The sequence below is a fragment of the Shewanella sp. SM69 genome (genome assembly GCF_025653985.1).
Lineage (GTDB): Bacteria > Pseudomonadota > Gammaproteobacteria > Enterobacterales > Shewanellaceae > Shewanella > Shewanella oncorhynchi.
On the sequence record NZ_JAKKRV010000012.1, the window covers coordinates 106197 to 121897 of the forward strand.

At 46.0% G+C, this 15701-nt stretch carries 19 protein-coding genes; 6 read left to right on the forward strand and 13 right to left on the reverse strand.

Annotated elements, in window-relative coordinates; translation table 11 throughout:
- Window positions 1–42: 42 nt before the first annotated feature.
- Window positions 43–750: a histidine utilization repressor gene (hutC, locus tag L5M37_RS16295; RefSeq protein ID WP_263201223.1), complete on the reverse strand. Its 708-nt coding sequence runs from the start codon at window positions 748–750 to the stop codon at window positions 43–45.
- A gap of 173 nt (window positions 751–923) precedes the next feature.
- Between hutC and hutI the strand changes: the two genes are divergently transcribed.
- Window positions 924–2150: an imidazolonepropionase gene (gene hutI, locus L5M37_RS16300; RefSeq protein WP_263183230.1), complete on the forward strand. Its 1227-nt coding sequence runs from the start codon at window positions 924–926 to the stop codon at window positions 2148–2150.
- Between the two features lie 117 nt (window positions 2151–2267).
- On the opposite strand, the gene L5M37_RS16305 is transcribed toward hutI, so the two are convergent.
- The 3 genes from L5M37_RS16305 to L5M37_RS16315 form a co-directional block, all read right to left on the reverse strand.
- Entirely contained in the window at window positions 2268–3020 is a 753-nt protein-coding gene (locus L5M37_RS16305; protein WP_263201225.1) for a siderophore-interacting protein, read from the reverse strand.
- Window positions 3013–3573, reverse strand: coding sequence for a MarR family winged helix-turn-helix transcriptional regulator (locus tag L5M37_RS16310; protein ID WP_263201227.1), 561 nt, complete (start codon window positions 3571–3573; stop codon window positions 3013–3015). The genes L5M37_RS16305 and L5M37_RS16310 overlap by 8 nt, the downstream gene beginning before the upstream one ends.
- Window positions 3574–4409: 836 nt before the next feature.
- Window positions 4410–4916, reverse strand: a complete 507-nt coding sequence (locus L5M37_RS16315) for a hypothetical protein (protein WP_263201229.1) — start codon at window positions 4914–4916, stop codon at window positions 4410–4412.
- 707 nt (window positions 4917–5623) lie between these two features.
- On the opposite strand from L5M37_RS16315, the gene L5M37_RS16320 reads away from it, so the two are divergent.
- The gene (locus L5M37_RS16320; protein ID WP_263201230.1) at window positions 5624–6241 is read left to right on the forward strand and encodes an FMN-binding negative transcriptional regulator; all 618 of its coding nucleotides are present in this window, start codon (window positions 5624–5626) and stop codon (window positions 6239–6241) included.
- 173 nt (window positions 6242–6414) lie between these two features.
- Entirely contained in the window at window positions 6415–8238 is a 1824-nt protein-coding gene (locus L5M37_RS16325) for a glycerophosphodiester phosphodiesterase (protein WP_263201232.1), read from the forward strand.
- A 7-nt stretch (window positions 8239–8245) separates the two neighbouring features.
- Here L5M37_RS16325 and L5M37_RS16330 read toward each other — a convergent pair whose 3' ends face one another.
- The gene (locus L5M37_RS16330; RefSeq protein WP_113941233.1) at window positions 8246–8677 is read right to left on the reverse strand and encodes a hypothetical protein; all 432 of its coding nucleotides are present in this window, start codon (window positions 8675–8677) and stop codon (window positions 8246–8248) included.
- Between the two features lie 381 nt (window positions 8678–9058).
- On the opposite strand from L5M37_RS16330, the gene mtnC reads away from it, so the two are divergent.
- Complete coding sequence (mtnC, locus tag L5M37_RS16335; RefSeq protein WP_220774041.1) at window positions 9059–9739, forward strand: acireductone synthase; 681 nt, start codon at window positions 9059–9061, stop codon at window positions 9737–9739.
- A gap of 105 nt (window positions 9740–9844) precedes the next feature.
- Here the strand turns inward: mtnC and L5M37_RS16340 are convergent, their stop codons facing one another.
- From L5M37_RS16340 to L5M37_RS16365, 6 genes are all read right to left on the reverse strand, one after another.
- Window positions 9845–10936: a hypothetical protein gene (locus tag L5M37_RS16340; RefSeq protein WP_263169374.1), complete on the reverse strand. Its 1092-nt coding sequence runs from the start codon at window positions 10934–10936 to the stop codon at window positions 9845–9847.
- 269 nt (window positions 10937–11205) lie between these two features.
- On the reverse strand, window positions 11206–11592 hold the full coding sequence (locus L5M37_RS16345) for a carboxymuconolactone decarboxylase family protein (RefSeq protein WP_263142254.1): 387 nt from the start codon (window positions 11590–11592) through the stop codon (window positions 11206–11208).
- Between the two features lie 216 nt (window positions 11593–11808).
- Complete coding sequence (locus L5M37_RS16350; RefSeq protein WP_263169376.1) at window positions 11809–12159, reverse strand: MerR family transcriptional regulator; 351 nt, start codon at window positions 12157–12159, stop codon at window positions 11809–11811.
- 3 nt (window positions 12160–12162) lie between these two features.
- Window positions 12163–12558 carry a GFA family protein gene (locus L5M37_RS16355; protein ID WP_263201234.1) on the reverse strand — a complete coding sequence of 132 codons (396 nt, stop codon included), beginning with the start codon at window positions 12556–12558 and terminating at the stop codon, window positions 12163–12165.
- 24 nt (window positions 12559–12582) lie between these two features.
- On the reverse strand, window positions 12583–13161 hold the full coding sequence (locus L5M37_RS16360) for an NAD(P)H-dependent oxidoreductase (RefSeq protein WP_263201237.1): 579 nt from the start codon (window positions 13159–13161) through the stop codon (window positions 12583–12585).
- 67 nt (window positions 13162–13228) lie between these two features.
- Window positions 13229–13588: a MerR family transcriptional regulator gene (locus tag L5M37_RS16365; protein ID WP_263201239.1), complete on the reverse strand. Its 360-nt coding sequence runs from the start codon at window positions 13586–13588 to the stop codon at window positions 13229–13231.
- 197 nt (window positions 13589–13785) lie between these two features.
- Here L5M37_RS16365 and L5M37_RS16370 point away from each other — a divergent pair, with 197 nt between their 5' ends.
- Both L5M37_RS16370 and L5M37_RS16375 read left to right on the forward strand, forming a co-directional pair.
- Window positions 13786–14214, forward strand: a complete 429-nt coding sequence (locus L5M37_RS16370; protein ID WP_263201266.1) for an acyl-CoA thioesterase — start codon at window positions 13786–13788, stop codon at window positions 14212–14214.
- Between the two features lie 61 nt (window positions 14215–14275).
- Window positions 14276–14539 carry a GNAT family N-acetyltransferase gene (locus tag L5M37_RS16375; RefSeq protein WP_263201240.1) on the forward strand — a complete coding sequence of 88 codons (264 nt, stop codon included), beginning with the start codon at window positions 14276–14278 and terminating at the stop codon, window positions 14537–14539.
- 21 nt (window positions 14540–14560) lie between these two features.
- Here L5M37_RS16375 and L5M37_RS16380 read toward each other — a convergent pair whose 3' ends face one another.
- Both L5M37_RS16380 and L5M37_RS16385 read right to left on the reverse strand, forming a co-directional pair.
- Window positions 14561–15109, reverse strand: a complete 549-nt coding sequence (locus tag L5M37_RS16380) for an HPP family protein (RefSeq protein ID WP_105250927.1) — start codon at window positions 15107–15109, stop codon at window positions 14561–14563.
- A 123-nt stretch (window positions 15110–15232) separates the two neighbouring features.
- Entirely contained in the window at window positions 15233–15643 is a 411-nt protein-coding gene (locus tag L5M37_RS16385; protein WP_219235799.1) for an acyl-CoA thioesterase, read from the reverse strand.
- Between the last annotated feature and the right edge of the window lie 58 nt (window positions 15644–15701).

Genomic DNA, 15701 nt, shown 5'->3' on the forward strand with positions numbered 1-15701 from the left:
ATTGGAGTGACTGATTTACATCTGTTAATCACGCCACTGGCGTTACTTGCTAAAGGTTAAGTGGCCGCCGAGTTTAAAGCGGCTACCTGGGTGAACTAATTTTGCGAAACTCACGACGCCTTGGCGTGACCAAGTGCGGCGTAAAATCTGTAAACAGGGCTCAGTGGCGGGGATTTCGAGCCTTTGCTGTAATTCTTCACTGGCGATAATCGCTTCAATCGTGTGATGCGCCTCGGTCAACGGTGCCACTTGTGATAAATATTCGTGGGGCGTCTGCAAGGTAAAATCCTGCAATAAATAGTCTGGCACCAACTCGGGATTCACGTAACGCTCCTCGACTTGCAACGGTAAGCCCTGCTCGCAATGCACTAAGATCGAATGGAATACTGTCGCACCGTGCTCAAGTCCAAGGGAAATTGCGATACTCGTACTCGCCGCGACTTGCTCTAACGCCCATTGCTGTACGCTATAGCCGTGGCCGCGGTCTTTTATCTCATCGGCAATATTGCGGATCGCCAACATAGACGACTGGGATTTACACCCTGCGACGAAAGTGCCTAGCCCTTGAGAACGCTCAAGCACACCGCTATCCGTCAGCTCGGTTAGCGCACGTCGCGCCGTCATTCGGCTGCAGGTAAACAAATCGGCAAGCTGATTCTCAGAAGGCACGCGAGCATGCTCTTCCCACTCACCCGACTCAATAGAGGAGATAATGTATTGCTTAATTTCTGCAAACTTAGGTGTAGCCAAAACATTTCCTCAATATAAAGCGCTAGAATCTAGGTGCTATTCACTCTTTCAAACGTTCAAAATTGCGGCTACAATCCTAGCTTGTATATACAAGTAAATACAAGCCAGCTCACATAAATTTAATAAACCGTTAATCACTTGGTTAACATCTGCCAGCACAGCGAGGGGAATACATGTCTTGGGATCAGGTTTGGATAGACGTTAACTTAGCCACAATGGACCCTTCCGTATCAGCACCTTATGGTGCGATCACCAACGCGGCCATCGCAGTAAAAGATGGCAAAATTGCTTGGCTTGGCCCCCGCAGCGAACTGCCCGCCTTCGATGTTTTGTCAATTCCCGTTTACAGGGGCAAAGGCGGTTGGATCACCCCAGGATTAATTGACGCCCACACCCACTTAATCTTTGCCGGTAATCGCGCCAATGAATTTGAGTTACGCCTACAGGGCGCCAGTTACGAAGAAATTGCTCGTGCAGGTGGCGGCATTATTTCAACCGTTAAAGCTTGCCGCGAAGCGGATGAAGCAGAATTATTTGAACTCGGCCGTCAGCGTTTAAACGCGCTGGCCAAAGAAGGAGTGACTACGGTTGAGATCAAATCGGGTTACGGCTTAGATACTGAAACTGAATTGAAAATCCTGCGTGTCGCCCGCGAGCTCGGCAAGCATCACCATGTAGATGTGAAGACCACATTCCTTGGCGCCCATGCAATTCCGCCAGAATATAAAGACAATAGCGACGGCTATGTCGACTTAATTATCAATAAGATGCTACCCGCAGTGATCGCCGAAAATCTTGCCGATGCAGTGGATGTGTTCTGCGAGAATATCGCCTTTAACCTTGAGCAAACAGAACGGGTACTCAGCGCAGCCAAAGCAGCGGGCTTAGAGATTAAACTCCACGCCGAGCAGCTAACCAATATGGGCGGTAGCGCACTGGCCGCACGTCTTGGTGCTAAGTCTGTGGATCATATCGAATATTTAGATGAGGCAGGCGTAAAAGCCTTAAGTGAAAGCGGCACCTGCGCCGTACTGCTGCCGGGCGCCTTTTACTTTTTGCGGGAAACCCAAAAACCACCTATCGATTTATTGCGCCAATACGGCGTACCTATGGTACTCGCCAGCGATTTTAACCCAGGTTCATCCCCCATTTGCTCAACCCTGTTGATGCTGAATATGGGCTGCACCTTGTTCCGCTTAACGCCAGAAGAAGCCCTAACCGGACTCACCTTAAATGCCGCCAAAGCACTCGGAATTGAAGATAACGTCGGCAGTTTAGTCGTTGGCAAACAAGCCGATTTTTGTCTGTGGGATATCGCCACGCCTGCGCAGTTGGCCTACAGCTACGGCGTCAATCCCTGCAAAGATGTGGTGAAGAATGGCAAGCTAGTGCATCAGTAAAATGCACGTACTCGCCGCAAATGTGGCATAAGTAGCGAATAAAATAAGGTCGCAAAATCAAACTTGGCGACCTTATTTTGTTTAATGGCTCGGTTTGTTTAAGAACAGGATTTAAGCTTAAGCACTGGCCCCATTTTCTAACTGCTCATCTTCTTGTTTTACCAGCTTGTGCTCGCCCTCATTACAGCCTATTTTCCAATAGCTCGAGGTATAAAAATGGCTCTTAGGCAATGAATGCGCTTGCTTAAAATGCCTTCTCAACGCGCGCATGCTATTAAATTCACAGGCAATCCACACGGCTGGCTCGCCAGCAAGCCAAGGTAATTGGGCTATTCGCTCGACCAAAGGACGGCCTTCGGGATCGGCTTCAGGATTGATCACCCAATACAGCTCGACATGTTCAGGATGTACTAGAGGCTGAATGTCGGCTTCACTCAATACTTCAATCACAGCGTAACCTACTGCATTGTTTGGTAATTTTTCCAGATTCACGCTAATGGCGGGTAAGGCTGTCATATCACCTGCGAGTAAAAACCAATCCGCCTCAAAGTTGATCAGTTTTTTAAGCCCGGGTCCACCAATTTGAATGAGTTCGCCCACCTGCGCCGTTTTCGCCCAACTCGATGCGGGGCCGTCGGTATCGTGCAGCACAAAATCCACATCGATTTCATCATCGCGTTGCTGGCGGATAGTGTAAGTTCGCATTAATGGACGCTCACCCGCTTGTGGGAATAACAACTTGATATAGGCACTCTCTTGATCGACAGGAAATCCAGCCAATCCCGCACCGCCTAAGGTGATGCGTAACATATGCGGAGTGATATAAGTCGAGCGGATCACTTCTAGCTCACGTGGTGCAGGTTTATTCATTATGATTTTCTCCTATTGCGTTTTCTGCCGTTAAGCGCAACTCAATGGCTCCTTTTCCAGCCGTATCTTTTGGCTGACTAGATGGTCTTTTTTGAGTAAGGCAATCAGTTTCACTTTTGGCGGCAGCGGCATCATCCACACTTTTACTAATCCTATTGGCAAGTTTAATAAAAGTATCGACTTCGTCTGAACTGAGCGCCTGCGTCATGCGCGCCACAGTTTTACGTTCTGAGGCATTGATCTGAGTCATGATCTTTTCCCCCTCAGCCGTGGGTCGCAGTAACTGGCTGCGGCCATCCTTAGGGTTATCGATTTTAGTGATCAACCCGCTCTGCTGTAGCTCATTAAGAACACGGGTAATTTGCGCTTTATCCCGCTGCATTCGCAGGGCAATAGACTGAGCTGTCGATTCAGGATTGCGACACACGCCCTTCAAGGCACGGATATGAGTGACAGGTAAATCAATCTCTTGTGCAGCAATATCGCTACGCAATTGCTTTTTGTAGGCATGCACTAATCTGTGCAAAGTTTCACTGAGTGACAATGACGACATAGAAGGCTCTCGATATAGTTGACTGTATCAACAATACCGAGATTAGTTGATTGTGTCAACTAAGTAACCCTGTACTGAGTGTGCGGCAATGTGCAAATAATCAGAAAATGATTAAGCACTGGCTTTCCAGTGACGCGCCATAAACTCATCCTTGAGGGCTCGACCGTGACATCCCTGTCACGAACGGTCCCTTACATGCCAGTGCTTAATCTCATCAACTCCCGCGCATATTAACGATCTAATTTAGCCATTAGCCTTATGCAATTTACATTTCAGGAAACTGCGCCGCCATCACAAACTCGTTATGTTGATAATGTGGCATCATCAAGATGGCTTGAATCAGTTCTTAAGTATATAATTCATTTTAGAGTAAAAAATGCCCTCCAATACCCGATAACAGGGCTTAAGGGCATGTTTTGGCGGTGTCTAGTGCAGAGTGATTCACTGGCTCACTTTTGGACAAAAGCGCTTAAAAAAAGAGGGTTAGTACGACTAAATGACTTGTTACTTGGTAACTTAAATGTTGGCTCCTACCGATGGGCGAGCCATGGCATTCGCTCATCGACTCGCAGCAAGTCCATCCATGGATGCTCGACCGCCCCGTCCTTGGGGCGGACGGTCGTCTCGCAAATCACCCTAGCTCACCATTTTGGCTTTAGCATAACTTGTAGATTTAAAAGACACCGGACATACGCAACATACTTTTGGACAATTTCGAGTTAAAGCCTTAACTCTAACTCGTCAATTTCGGATAAAAATTTCTATGGGTTAACGTTTGGTTAAGGGGCGGGCTTTAGCCCGTCCCAGTGAGCGAAGCGAACGGTTTGAACCTATTGTTAGGCATTGCTTAGACGCCAATCTTTAAGCAAATTTGGATTTACTTTGTTGCTGCGCCAGAGATAAATTTCATATTTATCATTTGCCGGCTCCCACTCTGTCTTAATTGTTTCAATTCCTGATACTAAAAACAGCACCCTGTAAATTCCTGGCTCGAGAGCAATTCTTGGGGCGTTTGACAAATCATCCGTACAGTTCATTACAACCAATTTACCACTTGAGATTTCTAAACATGCTTCTGCTGCATGCTCGTATTTTGAGAGGTCGATGCTAGGTTCGGAGTCCTTTATATTGACTTCTACGAGCACGTCTACATTTCTCAGAGTTCCAGGGCAAACTGCCTTGCGACCAACGGCAAGCATTCTTTCAAATGCTTCATCTGTCCAGATTTCAGAAAAATCATCATCTGACTCCTCATCCATGAGAACAAACTGGAAATAGTCTGCAAATATCTGAAATTGGTAAATACTTTCCATAGCAGTGCCTAACATTTTATTAGTGCGCATGCGCGTTTACCTCGTTGGACCAGTGAAAAAGCGCACAGTTAACCACTTGTATGCAAAGAACTTATCAGCTTTTTATTAAATACACTATCTGGAAAAACGCGCATGCGTGTTTCCCAAACCTATTAACTAACTTGAATTAAGTTTATCAAAATGATTTTAAAGGGTTTTGTTAATTTTAGACGGGGGAAACGCGCAAGCTAATCAGGTTAAAAACACTCAAAAGCATCTACATTTAAATACGACTGTATATCCATGATATTGTTAGTCGCTTTACGATAGAGCCAAACATTAGGCACATAGATGAGATTTTGTCGGGCAACTCGTTCGTCAGTTTTCGATTCACTCAACAAGTGCTAGCAAAAATTAGTTATCCAGAAACTGCGAAAAATGATCGGATTCAGTGCGTGAACCAGTCTAGGCAAGACTGATTCACAGATTTTAACGAGGCTAGGTGTATACGCAGGTCTTAACTAGATTAAGCACTCGCATGGATGTGACCGTCCGTGGCATGGATGCCACGTTCGAGCATACACGGATGTACTTACTGCGAGTCACAGTAATGCGAGTGTTTAATCTCCGAGTCAGAGTTCAAGCCCTACGATTTTGATTTTAATAAGCCACAAACTAACATTCCAAATCCCCTATCGACTCCCAACTTTTTCCTTGTAATATAACGCTTTCACTAATGTTGAAACCCAAGGAAGACAATGTATACCCCTAAGAACATGGCGATGACAGATCAGCAGGCCATCACAGCTTTTATCACGCAAAACAGCTTTGGTTTGCTGGTTTCGAGCTCACTTAATGCGACCCATATTCCCTTTGTACTCGATGCAACTGTCGGAAAGAAAGGCGTGTTGTATGGTCATGTTTCACGGGCAAACTCACATTGGCAAGAGCTTGAAAGCCAGCGGGTATTAGTGGTTTTCAGCGGCGCACACGCTTACATTTCCCCAACTTGGTATGACGCTAAACCTGCTGTGCCTACATGGAATTATGCTGCGGTGCATTGTTATGGTGTCGCAAACCTGCTGAGTGATGCAGAAACCCAAGACATGTTGGACAAGCTAGTCACAAAGTACGAACCTAAGCTATTGCAAGATAAACAAATTATGCCGGATGAGTATCAGCAGAAACTACGCCAAGCTATCGTCGGCTTTAAAATTCTGATTGATGAGATTCAAGCAAAAGAAAAGCTCGGCCAGCATAGATCCATTAGCGATCAACAGGGTGTGTTCAACGGCTTAAGTGCCAGCCCCCATGCCGATGCGACACAATTAGCCCACTATATGAATCAACGAGATCTTGGTAAAGGCAATGGCTAAACCCAATGCAGCCAAACCAATACTTTGACTAGCCACTTATACGTCCTCTGTAAAATCATTGAGAAGAAGACTTTAACGGCTTGCCCATATCTAAAACATTGCACGAATGACTAACCGTCAACCTGAAACGCTGCTAAATTACAGTCCTCAACTCGCACGATTAAGGAAGCTGCATGCTCAATCCTGAACACAGTTACTGGCATGACACGCTTAAAGCCATTCGTCGCTGCGGTAGAAAACTCATTGAATTTGAACTGTTATTCGCTTTAGTGTCGGCGGGTATTATCGTCCCGTCTTTTGGCTGGCTACTGCGCCATCTGATTGCCAAAACGGGCAATGTCACCATTACCAATTACGACTTAATCGCCTTTGCCATGTCTCCCTATGGCTTGCTGTTTATGGTCATTACTCTATTCAGTAGCTTTACCGTGTTTTTTACCCAACGTGCTGGAGTCACGATTCTCGCAGCATCTGGCTTATATGATATTCCCATTGGCCCAGTGCGGGCGCTGATTTTCGCGACAGCGCGCTTACCCGTATTTATTCGCCTTGGTAGCATTTATGCGGCTTGCTTATTGCTGCTCAGCGTACCTTTTATCGGGTTAGGATATCTGATTTTCAGCGTGTTTCTACAGGGACACGACATCAATTACTACTTGTATTTCAAGCCTATAGACTGGTATCTCGCCTTAACGAGTATGGCGTTCTTAGCGATAATCTATGTCCTTGTTGCCTTATATCTGTGGGCCAAAGCGGCCTTTTCACTAACAATTATTGTGAGTGAAACGACCGATGCTTTGACGGCACTCAAACGCAGTTGGCAATTAAGCGCAGGCAATGAACGCCCGATTATGTGGCACGCTGCGGGTTGGTGGTTGAGGATAGGTGCTCTGGTGTATCCCTTAATACTGCTGATTTCCTGGGGAGCCGATACTTTACTCGATAGGGTTACGCTGACACTTTCGGCAGAATTAGCCATATTGGCCCTCGTCTCTGCACTGATTTTTATGCTCAGCGCGGCATGGTCCTTACTCGGAATGTTTGGCGAAGCCTTTATCATATTGCTGTTATACCGCCAGCTGGGAGAAAAACCCGCAGGGTTAGAACGCCTTGGGCGACAAACAGTAAAAAGAACGTCTGAACTGTCGCTTTATACAATAAGTGGGGTGTTGGTCGGCACTTTTTTAATCATGTTGGGATTAGGGGTATATGCCCTCAATAGTGAACCACAAAGGGATGACATCCTGATTACTGCACACCGTGCTGGCGCAGCTAGGGCACCAGAAAATACCCTTGCGGCTTTGCGTTTAGCGATTGCAGAAAAGGCGGATTATGCCGAAATCGATGTGCAAACGGCATTCGATGGCACCTTAATGGTATTGCACGATGCTGATTTGATGCGCATAGCGGGCGATCCCAGACGAGTTGCCAACCTCAGTGCGAGTGAAATGCAACAACTTGATGCGGGGAGTTGGCACAGCGCCGCCTTTGTAGGGGAATCCGTACCAACACTACTAGAGATGCTTAATGAGGCACGCAACAAAATCGGTTTGAACATTGAGCTTAAATATAATCAAGCCGATCCCAGCTTAGCGCAGGCCGTCGTCGCCTTATTGCAACAAGAGAAAATGACACAACAAGTGGTCATTACATCACTCGAAGCAAGAGCCATTGAAGAAGTGCAACGACTCGACCCTTCCATTCACACTGGCCTTATCGTCACTCAATCCATTGGCGATCCCATTAAGGCGAATACACAATTCTTAGCGGTCAATCAATCGATTACTAACGAAAAATTTATCGCCCGTGCACACAAAGGAGGTAAGCAAGTACATGTATGGACTGTAAATAATCCACGGCAAATGCTGCGCATGTTGGCGCTGGGAGCCGATGTACTCATTACCGACTATCCGCAAGAAGCCGTGGAAATCCGAGAACAGTGGCTCGCGTTATCCCCTGTTGAACAAACGGCACTGCGCCTACGCTATGTTCTGTAAATTCTGCTTATTTACTCAACCTCGCCTCGAAGCGCTTAGCTCTACGTTGAAGCAACCAAAAGAGGCTTAACACCCCAAATGAAGCGGCTAAAGTGGTCAGCGTTAGTGCAAAACCTTTGAATGAAAACAGGTTTAAAGTAAAACCATCTAATACCAGTACCGCCAAGCCAAGCGGCATTTGGATAAGCACAGCGGTAAACCAATCGAAGGGAAGTTTAGGAAAGATCCTGTGGTAAGCATAAAGCACTAAACCTGCAAGCAATATCAGCAAACTCGCATCATGAGCCGCCAATAAAAGATACTCCACACTGTTATGCGAGATGTGAGGCACCGCACTCAACATGTCCAACATATAACCTGCGCTGGCGACCAATGAGAAACTGATAAAACTCAATAAGGCTAATAGGATACCAAAGCCAAGTGCGGGTAAATATTTCATGTAAGGTCTCTCTATTCGCAGGTGAAATATGCTGTCTCGTCTCCCGAAAACCACAGCATGCAAGGTATAAAGGAGTAAAGAGACTTTAACTACAATAGCAGCCTAAATTTCCCTTAGCTATTAAGACCATAGTCTTATGTCTACCACAAACTTGTGCGCAATAAACGAGATGAAATCCAGTATCAAGTTAGTGTTTTCTCGGATAATCAGTGGATAAGCTTTTAAAATTACTAGATTAATCAAATTTCAATCTTATCGCTTAGTGATATCACCCACAATTTGCCCATGTGTTTGGGTGAAATAGACTAGCCAATTTCACCAATAACGCTTAGGATCGGAGTTGCATTTTTTAGCCAACATATTGTGGAGTATCAAAACATTATGGGTATCAGAGCCATAGTCGTAGACACAGCAGGCACCACGACAGACCTAAACTTTATCCAAGATGTACTATTCCCCTATTCTGTCAAAGCCTTGCCAGACTTTTTAGAACAGAACCAACACAATGTATTGGTTGAAAACTGTATTTGTGACACTAAAGATATCGCCCTAGAGCCTGAGGCTGACTTAGCGCGTGTAACTGAGATACTGCAACAATGGGTCAACGAAGACCGTAAAGCTACGCCACTTAAAACCTTACAAGGGTTAATTTGGAAGCAAGGCTATGCCCATGGCGAATTTAAGGGCCATATCTTCCCGGATTTTATTGAAGCGGTGAAACGTTTTAGCGCACAAAATCTGCGTATTTACAGTTTTTCATCCGGCTCTGTCGACGCGCAAAAACTGTTGTTCAGCCACAGTGACGGCGGCGATTTAACTGAAATGTTTAACGGCCATTTCGACACCCGCACGGGCAACAAATTAGATAAGCAGGCTTACTGCAATATCCTCAACACTATCAGCTTAAGCCCCAAACAAGTGCTGTTTGTGTCTGATGTTATTGAAGAATTAAAGGCTGCCGACGCTGCGGGCATGATGACCTGCCAAATGGTTCGCGACAGCAAGCAACGCACTGGCGAGTTCCGCAAAATCAGCAGCTTCGATGAGCTACTGATTGAATAATGCGATTGTTGAATAACGTGATGGTTGAATAACACGATAGTCAGCTCAAGCTGATTTAGCCGATAAAACGAAAGCGACCTTGTGGTCGCTTTTTTATTAATTGACTCAATTGCCCTTCACCGCCAACGGAAACGCGGCCGAGATACATTTTTCCACCTCAAAACGATAACCATAATCCGCATTCTTATCGGGTGTGATCAACAAAATCTCGTAATCATTTAATTCAATCACATTCGACTCGGCAGGCTTTTTACAACGCGAGCGGCCATTGGCTTCAAGTGAAAATGCGAACGTAGCTAGCCATTGCCGCACTAAGTACTGATATTGAGTTCGCACCGAGGCGTAGGCCTTTTTGCGCTCTTCCTCTTCCAGCTCGCCGTCATCATTACTATTCTCAGCCTTGCTCGATTTATCGCTTTCAGAGTCAAGAGCAGTCTGAGTTAGCTCTACAATCGGTACCGTCAGCACATCGGTCGCATCCGGCAACCGTCCCGATTTAGGCTCGCGAGGCGCATGCTTAGCGGCTTCTTGGGGAGAGGTAATAAAGTTGCCAAATGAGGTTTCAATGCGCGTCTCTAAATCAATTAACAGGCTCAAGTGATACAAAACCACAGTCGCTAGCACGATACGGATCAAAAAAGTCGTTTTACGGAATGAAGTATGCGAGGTAAGCCGTAACGATTTGACACCTAAAGGTTTAAGCAAAAAGATCAATATTAAATAGATAGGAATAATCAACTGTAATGCCAGCAGCACGATCGCGCTTACCATCAAAAACCAAGCGGGCATATAGAGTAAAATCGCTAAGTTATGGGTGTAATTGAGATCGCTTGCTGATACCCCAACCACTTCGTTAACTATCGCGCCAGACCAGCCCAAAGCAAAGTTGGCAATCATCGCATAAAACAGCAACAACACAGCTTTGCCCGCCAAACTGTGCCAAACCCGCTCGAACACAGGCCAAAACTCGATGGCCATAGCGATTACGGCAATCACAGCGACCAACCCCATTAACTCGCTACTAAAAGCCAATATCAAAGCAATAAGATACAGCTTTTGCGCAAAGGATAACTTAGCAACCCCTAGGATAAGACAGCGCCAGAACTTGCCCAAACCTAAACGGATGTCACTCAGTGATGGTAAGCTGAGCTTTCGCAAGTATTGGCGAGCTGACCCAATGTAACCGATTAAATTCATTATTATTTTACATTCCATTGAAATAGTAAGACGGGCAACATTTGCCACTGTAATGTGCAAAGCACAGTGATGGCAACTGTGCCACTCAATCTCGGTATATTGGTCACTTTGGCTATCTCTAGCCAAAGTCGAACGTTCTGTTTAGAGTCGAATGAAAGCTCTGCAACACCCCATCGCCCGTTTAAATCCAACTAAAATGAACTTGAGAGAGGAAATCAAAGCGGCCTTATGGTCACTCTTGCAAATCGATAAACCTGACTCAGGACTAACTAAACGACGCTTAACTCCCGCTCAGAAAATACGGTTTTAGCGACAAACATGCCATTAAGTGCAGCAGGAAAGCCAGCATAAACCGACATTTGCAATATCACCTCAACAATTTCCTGCGGCGTACAACCCACATTCAATGCGCCATTAATATGTACGTTTAACTGTGGCTGGCAATGCCCTAGCGCCGTGAGTGCGGCAACTGTCACTAGCTCCCGCGTCTTAAGGTCGAGCCCTTCACGCTGATAAATATCCCCAAAAGGATATTCGATAATGTACTTGCCTAAGTCAGGGCAAATATCGGCAAGACTGCGGATGACTTTCTCCCCCGCCTCACCGTCGATTTCAGTCAGTTTAGCGAGGCCCTGCACATATCTTTGATTACTCATTTTTAGCTCCTGCTGGATTAAATCACAGCAAGCAGCCTAAACCTTAGAGTTAACTCTAAGTCAATGGTTCATTGATGCATGACACAGGCAATGCGGATCAGTAAGACTGCCCCTCTACTTAACTCGCTGGCTAGAGGCACAAGCAAGCAAATAGAAAAGTAAATAATATTAGCTTTTTAGCATTTAACCACAAATGTTAGCGACTGAGCTTAGCCACTAAAAATGAGTTTGGTAATAGTGAATTTTTTGCTTAAGAGCAGCCAAATGCTCCTGCTCTTGGCGAATACGCTCAGCCAATTGTGTTGCATGTTGCTCGAGCAACTGCTGTCGCTGGCCAGCGGTTACATCGCCTTGGGCACGCAGCTCGGCATAGGTCAATATCTGCTTTAACGGCATGCCCGTTTCTTTTAAGCGATTGATAAACCCAATCCATTCCGCTTCTTTCGCCGCATAATCACGATGCCCGCTGCCATTTCGCACAACAGACTGCAGTAGGCCAATTTTCTCGTAATACCTGAGCGTATGCGCCGACAGTCCAGTGAGTGCAGCAAACTGACCTATGTTCATAGTCTAACGATCCGCAGGATGGTTAACACCATCATTCGTGAGAACATTTTCGAGATCGAATGGGTTAACCCCTTCGAGGCAACCAATGTTGTAACCATACTCATGGGGATTGGAACGCCGCTGGTGATGGGTGTAAATACCGCAGATAGAGCAGAAGTAGTGTTTGGCAGTTTTGGTATTGAATTCATAGAGTTTCAGCGCATCCTCACCCTTGAGGATCTTAATCCCCGCCAGCGGCACAGAGCCAACCATTGCGCCCTTACGGCGACAGATAGAGCAATCGCAACGGCGTGGATTTTCGATGCCATTAGGCAATGACAACTCCAATACCACGGCACCACAATGGCAGGACGCTCTGTGTTTTGGCTGAATAATAATATTGCCTACTTGTTTAATCACACCCACTCCTTATCTCGCTAGATTCTATAAACCTAAATTCCCAAGCCGCTGCACCAACGCTCGCCATTGTTGCAATTGCGGCTCCTTAGCACTCATCACTGGCCCCAACATATTGGACTTAGCCCGCTTAAAACCACTAAATACTAAGGTGGCGGTATCAAGCTGTTTGAGCGCGGGAGCGCCTTGAAACCACTTGTAATACCAAGGCGGCGTGTCCATAGTCATGATAATTCGCGAGGTTTTATGGCGCAGCAACTTAGCGGGTATCAATTTACCTTTCTCATATTGAAATGCAAACCCAGATAAAAATGTCCTATCGATTAAGCCTTTAAACTTAGCAGGAATACCGCCCCACCAAATCGGTGTGATAATCACCACATGCTCCGCCCACTGGATATTCGCTTGAAACGCTAGCAAATCGGCTTCGAGTGGCTGAGGTTGACGATAACCATAGCTCAGATTCGGGTCAAAATTCAGCTCAGCTAGTTTGACGATTCTCACTGAGTGTTTATCTGCCGCCGCTTGGGCATAGGTTTCAGCCAGATGCTCACAAAAACTCTGCGCCTTAGGATTACCACAGATCACTAAAATCTTTTTTGCCACGATGAAACTCCATAACAGTCAATGTGACAAATAGCATAAACTCTGCCCCTAAGGGGAGAGTCAAGACCTAAGGTAACAGCTGCGACTCACAGGAGGTGAGCCCATCAATACAGGCATCTAACTGAGTGACTTTATGTTCTAACTCACTTATCTGGCGTAAAAAATCCGCTTTAATACCCAACAAAAAAGTCTGCACTGTGGCTAACTGAGCATGCTTATCGCCTTGTTCGAGTAAATCTTTTAGTTGGATAAGCTTAATGCCGAGGGCTTTGGCCTCTTTGATCAGCAACAACAGCCTAATATCCGCCGCACTATAAATACGATAACGCCCCTGACGTGCGGGAGTGTCAATAAGCCCCCACGCCTCATACAAGCGAATCGCTTTTATCGACAGCCCTGTTTGCTTTGCCGCTTGTCCAATATACATAGCTCAACCTAACCCTTTAAAGACATTACTCATATCTGCATTGCTTGCCATTATCAGCCACAGTATCAGCTTAGGCCAAGACTTGTCGCAGCAATCTTATGCTGCTAGTCTGGCCGCTTAAACGAGCGTTTTAACTTGGGATTTTTATCATGGGATTTAAACAAGAACAGCTGCAAGAAGGTGTACAAGAACAGGCAATGGAAAAGTTTTTCACCCAACACCCCATAGTCACAGAAATCCCCGTTGCATGGGGTGAAATGGATGCCCTACAACACGTAAATAATGTGGTGTATTTCCGCTATTTTGAAACGGCACGTATCGACTTTTTCAATCGCCTCTTCCCGCTAGATACCCTGTATAAATCCGGCATTGGCCCCGTAATCAGCGAAAATCAGGCTCGCTATAAACGCCCAGTGACTTTCCCCGATACTTTATTGGTAAGTGTCAGCATTAGCGATATTCACAGCGATAGATTTACCATGCATTATCAGGCTTTTAGTAAACAGCAGCAGGCAGTAACCACCTTAGGCACTTCAGTCGCGGTGATGTTTAACTTTAAAACGGGTAAAAAAGCCGAGTTACCGGCAGAACTGCTGGCGATTCTCAAACAGCACGAAATCGCTTAAGCTATTCAAATCAATAACGAATTGCCAGCACACTTTAAGCCACTCCTTGAGGGAAGCATGTATGTCAGATAACGAAAATATCGAGATAGCCATTGAACATCAACAGGATAAACAGCGTTTTATTATCCCTGTCGATGGCTATGAAGCCGTGTTGGAATACCAATTATCAGGCAAGGATATCGATTTTAGCCGCACCTTTGTCCCCAACGAACTGCGCGGTAAAGGCCTTGCCGAACGCTTAGTGCGCCACGGCTTAAAGTGGGCCAAAAGCCAAGACTTTACTATCCAAGCCAGCTGCTGGTATGTGCAGAAGTTTTTAAAATAGGCAGATTTAAGAACGAGTTCGCTAAATCCAATAAACAGGGTAATGGCGCTTGGGATCGGTGGAGAGGTTATTGACCACCAGCGCGACCAGTAAGAGTAATACTGAGCCGAGGAACACTGGCATTAACGCGTAAAGAAAGCCGAGTTGATGCACGTTTTCACCGCCAATCACGGCAATCAATGCCGTTGCGCCGCCCGGAGGATGAAGAGTGCGAGTCAGGTACATGAATGCGATAGACAGGGATACCGCTAAGGCGCTCGCCAGCACCACATAATCGCCACACACTTGGTACACTGCGACCCCAATTAAGGCCGATAACACACTGCCACCAATCAAGTTACGCGGCTGAGAAAACTCCGCCAGCGGTGCACCGTACACTAGCACAGCCGACGCGCCGAACGAGCCAATGACAAACATAGTGTCGACGAGGTTTTCACTCATATAATTTGCGAGACTCGCGACCAAGTAAATGCCACAGAAAGCCCCAATCCATGACCACACAATCTTTTTAAGTGGCTGTCTTGGTGGACAAATGTCCTTCGATCGCATGCGGGTAAAATAGAATCTCATGGTTAATCCGAACCGATAAAAATTAAGCGATACAGACAAGTGATCTGCATCACGGTTAACGGGTCGACAAATTAACCCTTCAGCAGCGCAATTGCAATTACGCTGACCGAAAGAGTAAACAGACTAAGCACCTTCACCATTCAGATTAGCGAGCATTTCGCGGATATCTTCAGGAATCGGGCGGCTTTTTTCACTGCTGTAATCGTAATGTACGAGTGTGGTTTTCACTTCGGCGGTCTTGTTACCCGCTTGCCAACAGGTTTGGGTCAGCTCGAAGCTGCTATTACCGATACGGCTGACATAGGTTTTTACTGTGACACTCTTGCCATAGTAAGTCGGCGCGATAAATGCCACGGTAAACCCCGCCACGATAAGATTCCACTGATGTAAATCTAACTCGGGATTAAAAATCTCAAAGATTGGCGTGCGCGCCGCTTCGCACCATACGGGGATAACAGTGTTGTTGATATGACCTAGGCCGTCGGTTTCAGTAAATCTTGGATTGATTTCGAGACTGTATTCTGTGGCTGACATGCAAACTTCCTTTTTATTATTTTATGAATGGAAGAGCGTGGTGATTAACGTAATTAAA